Genomic DNA, 6,723 nt, shown 5'->3' on the forward strand with positions numbered 1-6,723 from the left:
ACCTGATGCTCGCCCAGCAGGGTTTTCACAATCTGCGGCACCGTCTGCCCCTGAAAGATACGCAGGTTACGGTCGCGCTTCATCGGCCACAGGTCCGGCTCCACCGTCAGCTGGTACACCGCATAGCGGGTGCCCGTCAGCTCAACGGCGCTGACCGCCACGCGGGTAATCTTGCCGTTAACATAGCGGGACGTCAGCAGGCTCTGCGTCGGGATGGTCACCGTGGCCGGCTGGCCCAGCAGCTTACTGCGGTCAATGCGCGCGTCCGTGCCGAGCACGGTCAGCGTCAGCGCAAACGACTCGGACATCGCCTCGCGGCCCGTCAGTTTCCAGAACAGAAGCCCCTCCACCGGGAGCTGAACGGTAATTCGGTTGAGCATAATCTTTATTCCACTATGGACTAATCTCAGTGCCAGAAGTTAACTCATTTCAATACGCAAAGCGTAAACGCTGCTGGTTTGATAATGAGTAGCTGTAAGATTGACTTCGCTTGCCGCAAACCACTTTTCCTGAATTTTCATTGAGATATTTTTAAGTTAATATCGTGCTTATTTAAGCCATAAACCTGAAAACATAAGGACGCTCCCCAGGGAAACTACGCATTTAGCAACGATAAGTAAGCCAGGCGCAACGACGCGTGTTATAGACGATATTTTTTCATAGTTTCCCGCATTGTATTTTTTGTGCCCCCCTATAATCCCGGAAAAGATCGTGCAGAGCAGCACAACGGTAATTTTTAGTCCCCATACGCACAGAAAAGACATGGAAAAGATAATCGAATATTGTTTCGCCGTTGCGACGGAGAATAATAACATTGACTGAGCGAACCATTTTAACGTAAAACCAATAACAACCGTAGCCACTAGCACCAGAACAAACATCAACCCGGCCAGGAACCATTGTTTTTTGTTGAACAAATCTTTTCCATTCCAGATAAGCGCTAGTGCCCAAACCAGAAAGAGAAGAAAGTAAAACCAATGCATCATAACATTCCACATTTATATATCATGTCATTTTCGGCATCCATCTAACCTATTCGCATCAGACTGTTTTGCCAAACCAAACCCAATAAGCGCACTAACAGCACGATCTCGCGATTCTGCTAGTGAGATGTTACAAGATGGTGTTAAGTCCCATTATTTTTGTGTATCGCTATCAAAAGATGATTCTAATAGTTTATCATTATATTTATACTGCATCTTCTGCTGGCCTGAAAGACTGCTAACAGGTAAGTACTTATGATATCTATCTACATATTTAAGCAATATACTCAAATTAGCATGTAAATCAATCACCATTCACCTATAATAAAATATATTTAATGTCAAACCTTAAAATTCATCAGGATATTTCATTTTAAGATTTTGTTGTTTTATTCTGTAATTAGCATCAACCTCATGAGGCAGCCTAACCTTTAATCCTCGGCGGATTTGATCAACAATAAACCAGGCATCCGACAACCTTTCAAAAAACAACTCATCCGAATTATCAAACTCTTTCGCTGCATACATGCCGAACGTCATTTTCCATAATTTCGCTTTATCCTTTTCCTTGCACTCGATTATACCTCGTAGAAATAATAATTGTTGCACAATAGAGTCGTACATTTGTAAAAGCGGGGAGTTGGGATTGAGATTTTTGACCTCAGCATATCTCTTTTTTGCTAAAGTTAATGCTTTTTCAACATAATCCAGGACAGTTATTTCATTCATTATAATGAGTTAAATTATTAGATGAGAATACATTTATTATACCCTACCACTTCCACTTTATAATATTAATTATCGCCTTTTATTTAAGAAAATAATAGAGGCAAGAGGACAAATTAAAAACCACCTTTTATCAATGAGTGATTATCATTAAGAATGGCACGCTACAATAGCCGTGCCATAATAATCATACAATTATAAAAAATTGTCCTCAGGTGCTCTATCGAATAACTCACCTGCCATTGTGGCGATACGTTCGTGTTGCACGAGTTTATTTTTCCACTCCTGGGGAATACCGGAATAACCATATAATGCTCCAGCTATTTGCCCCGCCGTCGCCGCAACGCTGTCAGCGTCATCGGCAAGATTGGCGGCCAGCAGAATTGCATCGCGGAAATTATCCGTATTCCATACAGACCACATCGCTGCCTCAAGCGTATCGATAACATAACCACTTGAACGAATCTGATCGCGAGTTTTTTGCTTATACTCACCCGCGTTGATTATCATTACACGTGGCTGAAGCGGCATGACGTGCGGAGAAAAACCAAAATCTTTATTGCTACCGTTAATCATATGCACAAGCAAATAACTTAAATACTGTGTACTATTTATTGCTTCCGCGGCACCGTGTGTTGCGATACTTTGTTTTTTAGCTTCATAAAACGCTTTGCTTAATGATTTTCTAAAAAAAATAGAGACAGGTGCTTGTCTGATAATGGAAGCATTACCTGCAGTTTCTGGCGCTGTATTACCGCTCCACCCAGGACCAACAGTTAAATATTGGTCTAAAGCAAAGCGAGTTGTATTACCTATATCAAAACAGATGCCATTTGAACTGTTATAACCATGCCGATACCATTCCAGAAGCTTATTCCTGAAGCATATAGTATCAGCATCACCTTTCTCAAGAAGCGTTTCCGCAAGACATAATGCCATGGATGTATCATCCGTCCATTCGCCTGCGCGAAGTCGAAATGGCCCACCACCAGTCATATCGTTGACGTGTGCTTTGTCTCGAGGTAAAAACTCAAGCGTCGTACCTACAGCATCTCCTACAGCAAGACCAATAAGCGCACCGACAGCACGATCACGTGATTCCGCCAGGGATATGTTACATGATGGTGTTAAGTCCCATTGTTTTTGCACATCACTATTGGAGGAAGATTCTAAGGATTTATTATCATAAGTATACTGCATCCTCCGCTGGACTGAAGGATTGCTTACGGGTAAGTATTGTCGATATTTGTCCACATACTTTAGCAGCGTATTTAAATCAGTGTGCAGATCGATCATTATAATTCCTTATATGTAAGCGCGGTTTTACCACCAGAATCAACACGCTCAACAACTTCAAATTTGGTACCTGGTTTGAAAAGCACCTCCGTTTCAGTTCCTTTATATTCAGAGAGAAAATCAATAGGCTTACCTGTTTTACCATTAATCGTAATGGTGGTATCTCCTGAAAAAGGAACTTTCTGATCGGTGCTCATAAATGCTGGATCAGAAACAACATTACCCACCTGGTTTTCCATTAGTACGTTTTCAGGTAACGTCGCGCCTCGATATGTTATGCCCTCATAAGAAGGAAGCTTATCAAGAGCGTTAGTGGCGTGATCCGCAAAAGCTTGAATTTCTGGTGTAAGTTCAGCCTGGCCTCTTAGCGCATTGTTAACCATCGGATAACCTTCATTCGTAGTATAACCATAAAGAGCCCCTACTTCATCATCGGTTAGCAGGGAGGAGAGTCGTTTATCCCCTTGTTCAGCAAGCTGTCTTCCCTTCGTTACCCATGTATTAGCCAGGTCTTTACCTACAGCCTCGGATAAAGTCATCTTCGGTTTATTTAGCGCTGTAGCGCCTAATGGGCTTGCTTCGACAGGCCTAACTGCCGGTATTTTACCAGCCCGCCACGCATCAAACCGTGCCCCGCCTTTAATGCCAGCCCCGCCGCCGATAACGGAGCCGATCAGCATCCCCCATTTCTGACCGTCGCTACCTTCGCCACACAGCATTCCACCCGCGTAGCCACCAATAGTCCCACCGCCCATCGCACCGAGTGTACTCAGAAGTGCGATTGCCGGACTGGCCAGCACCGCCATCGCTCCGGCACCAACGGCGAGCATCGTCCAGTTCACCCACTCCGGGATTTCAGGACTTATTTCATCGGTCTGAACCTTGCTTCCACCGATAATAACATTACGCGATCCCTGACTAATCTCGGCGCTGCAAGTCAACTTATCGCCTGTGCGAGAGGCGGGAAAGTTGTTGATGTAAACTTTTATCGAACCTTCCGCAACCCGTTGCAGGCTACCGCTGTGCTCATCACACTCTCCGGCTGACAGATGAGCGCGGATAGCCTTTCGGCTGTTGATAAAGACATTGGGTGAACCTTCTTTTAGCGTACCGGTAGTATGGCTTGGAGCCCATGACATACTGCCGAGGAGCTCACCCAACCCACCCGCAGCACAGGCCCCAGCCGCAACGGCAGAAACAGCAACCAACGCGGTCCCTCCGGTGACGACAACGGCAGCTGCGCCCAGAATTGCCCCACCAACCAATCCTGCGATCATCCAGCCTTTTGAGGCTGTATGAGCAATCTCATCATCTACGCGAGCGGCCAGACATTCGGACATAACTATTCGGCTCGCTGTGCCATCAGATACCCACGTATCCGATCGGGTGTACGAAGTTGGTCAGAACCAGAGACCTGGCGGCATACGGAAAGCTGTGAAAGCAGGTGATGTGATTTGTCTGAGGAAGTCGTCCAGAGCGCGTAACGAAGGGGTTGGCTGTCCGGAACGGGTGCAATACTGAGTGGTTTACCCCGCTTTTCAAAAAGCAAATACTGCCCCTCTTTCGCCCGCTGAAGCGAAAGGTGTCCATACAGTTCCTGAATGTTTTCAAAGACACTGAGTACCTTACTCTCACTATCAAGCGCAAAAAATGGCCCCTGGCTGTCGGCAGCGAGCATTTCCTGGGTTTCAGTCTGAGCCGGTTTGTGGAACTTAATACTGCGGATAATTTCCTGATATTGATTATGATAATAATCGCTAAACTCGCCCGGGCAAGTACCGATATAGCACACCATCTTTTGGCCGCCAGGATGGTCACCGAGCAAAATAACGGTCTGCCTCTGGAAAATGATCGCATTATCATTTTTGAACTGATAAAAAAGCTCAACCGCAGGGAGACCATCAACAGAGGTCATCTGAGAGGATTCGAGACGAAAGTCGGGCACCGTAATTTCCAGTTCACGTACCAGCCGTGTTGCCGCATCATGGACTTTATCTTCGTTTTTAGCACTCGCACGAGAAACAACAAAAGTAAACTCGCTGGCTCCGTTATCACTCAGGGTAAATAAATTCATGGTTCTGTCTTTAAACACATCAGGTAAGGCGAGGGATGCTTCCTGAAGAATATATTCAGCCATTCGGGTTACTCTTATTTATTGCCATTAATAACAAAAAAACTATCCACTTCCTGCTGGATTTCACCCTGATGGGATGCGCCAGGAGGATCGATAACGTTTCGTCCATCATCAGGATTTAAATGCAATTCACCGGAAAGCGTATTAATTTGTGCATTCTGTTTTGCAGTAAAGTTAAAGTTATTACCAATGATATGGACGCTGCCATCTTTTGATAGCTCGATAGCACTTTCACCACATTCCAGTCTCAGCGTATTGCCTGCGGAAAGGATAAAATTGTTAACCACTTTATCGTTTCGACTCTTACCCGTCAGGCATATCACATCGCCTTTAATACCTGATTTCTGGTTTTTCGCTACCCGTAAAGTTTCATCTTCCCCAACAAACTGAGTGCGATTTTTTTCAGTAGAATGCGACTCGTCGTTTTTGACGTTAATATCCAGATTCCGCTCGGCCTGGATCCACACCTGCTCTGCGCCCGCCTTGTCCTCAAAGCGCAGGGCGTTGGCGTTATCGACGGAGCCCCCCTTCGTGCGGCTCATAAAGCCCATCTGCGTCGCCGCGGCCGGCAGCGCCCACGGCGGCATGCTCGCGTCGTTGTACACGCGACCGGTGATAATCGGACGGTCCGGGTCACCGTTGATAAAGTCCACCACCACCTCGTCGCCGACGCGCGGGATTTGCACCCCGCCGTAGCCCTGGCCCGCCCACGCGCTCGACACGCGCACCCAGCAGGAGCTGGTGTCATCGCCTTTCGCCAGGCGGTCCCAGTGGAACTTCACCTTCACGCGACCATATTTGTCCGTCCAGATACTTTCCCCCTGCGGCCCCACCACCTTCGCGGTCTGCGGGCCGTAGGTGCGCGGCCACGCCGTGGACTGCGCCGGACGGTAGACCACCGCCGACGGAATGACCGTAAAATCGGTGCGGTGAATGGTTTCACCCTCGCCGCTCGCGTAGCGGTTCTCTTCGAAGTGGTAACCCGCGGCAGTGACCAGATACTCCCCGTTGTCGCTGAAGAACGGCGCGTTGGTTAAGGTGAAGGTATGCCCGGGCGCAATCCCCGCCGCCGTGGCGGTGGCCTGAATCTGCTGATGCTCCACCTGCCAGCGCTCCTGACGGATGCGGGCATAAAACTCCCCGTGGCCTTTGTCCACAAAGCGCCCCGGCCAGTCGTACACGTCGATGCTGCCCGGCTTCGGCGACGCCGGGTTCTGCTGGGCCTGGAACAGCCACGCGTTCGGCTTGCGGAAGTCATAGTCGTCGAGGCTGTAAATCCCCGGCGTCACGCTGTCCTCCAGCGCCCACTGGCTGATGCCCTCCTCATCCGTACTGCCGCCTGACGGCGTCTGATGGTAAGGAATAACCTCATAGCCGCTGAACGGCTGATGCTGCGTGGCGGCGTCGGTGAGTACCATGGTATGCTTGTCCGCCTCGTGGCTGAAGTGATAGGCAATCCCCTCCAGCTCCATCAGGCGGCTGATGAAGTCCAGGCTCGACTCCTGATACTGCACGCAGTAGTCCCACACCCGGTAGCTGCCGGTGAGCTTATCCTCAACGTTGACCTGATGCTCGCCCAGCAGG

General features: G+C 48.3%; 7 protein-coding genes. All 7 read right to left on the reverse strand.

Annotated features, from left to right (window positions below):
• A partial coding sequence (locus tag UTM25_RS22395) for a contractile injection system protein, VgrG/Pvc8 family (RefSeq protein WP_320715383.1) occupies positions 1-380 on the reverse strand: 380 nt, incomplete at its 3' end.
• Between the two features lie 168 nt (positions 381-548).
• Positions 549-986 carry a hypothetical protein gene (locus tag UTM25_RS22400; protein ID WP_233469361.1) on the reverse strand — a complete coding sequence of 146 codons (438 nt, stop codon included), beginning with the start codon at positions 984-986 and terminating at the stop codon, positions 549-551.
• Between the two features lie 345 nt (positions 987-1,331).
• On the reverse strand, positions 1,332-1,712 hold the full coding sequence (locus UTM25_RS22405) for an immunity protein Tsi6 family protein (RefSeq protein WP_194399469.1): 381 nt from the start codon (positions 1,710-1,712) through the stop codon (positions 1,332-1,334).
• Positions 1,713-1,904: 192 nt separating this feature from the next.
• A complete protein-coding gene (gene tri1, locus UTM25_RS22410; RefSeq protein WP_194399470.1) occupies positions 1,905-3,005 on the reverse strand; it encodes an ADP-ribosylarginine hydrolase Tri1 in 1,101 nt (366 codons plus the stop codon).
• Positions 3,005-4,345, reverse strand: coding sequence for a PAAR domain-containing protein (locus UTM25_RS22415; RefSeq protein ID WP_320715386.1), 1,341 nt, complete (start codon positions 4,343-4,345; stop codon positions 3,005-3,007). Before UTM25_RS22415 ends, tri1 begins: the two co-directional genes overlap by 1 nt.
• Before the next feature lie 2 nt (positions 4,346-4,347).
• Positions 4,348-5,142, reverse strand: coding sequence for a DcrB-related protein (locus UTM25_RS22420; RefSeq protein ID WP_194399472.1), 795 nt, complete (start codon positions 5,140-5,142; stop codon positions 4,348-4,350).
• 11 nt (positions 5,143-5,153) lie between these two features.
• Positions 5,154-6,723 (reverse strand): type VI secretion system Vgr family protein (locus UTM25_RS22425; protein ID WP_320715388.1); only part of this gene is annotated, 1,570 nt, incomplete at its 5' end.

It is taken from the genome of Enterobacter sp. 61D5 (genome assembly GCF_034107965.1).
Taxonomy (GTDB): Bacteria; Pseudomonadota; Gammaproteobacteria; order Enterobacterales; family Enterobacteriaceae; genus Enterobacter; species Enterobacter cloacae_M.

Bases quoted from the DNA above. Each gene is read 5' to 3' on its own strand.
- tri1 (WP_194399470.1), bottom strand. From the start codon at position 3,005: ATGATCGATCTGCACACTGATTTAAATACGCTGCTAAAGTATGTGGAC.
- UTM25_RS22415 (WP_320715386.1), bottom strand. From the start codon at position 4,345: ATGTCCGAATGTCTGGCCGCTCGCGTAGATGATGAGATTGCTCATACA.
- UTM25_RS22420 (WP_194399472.1), bottom strand. From the start codon at position 5,142: ATGGCTGAATATATTCTTCAGGAAGCATCCCTCGCCTTACCTGATGTG.
- UTM25_RS22400 (WP_233469361.1), bottom strand. From the start codon at position 986: ATGATGCATTGGTTTTACTTTCTTCTCTTTCTGGTTTGGGCACTAGCG.
- UTM25_RS22405 (WP_194399469.1), bottom strand. From the start codon at position 1,712: ATGAATGAAATAACTGTCCTGGATTATGTTGAAAAAGCATTAACTTTA.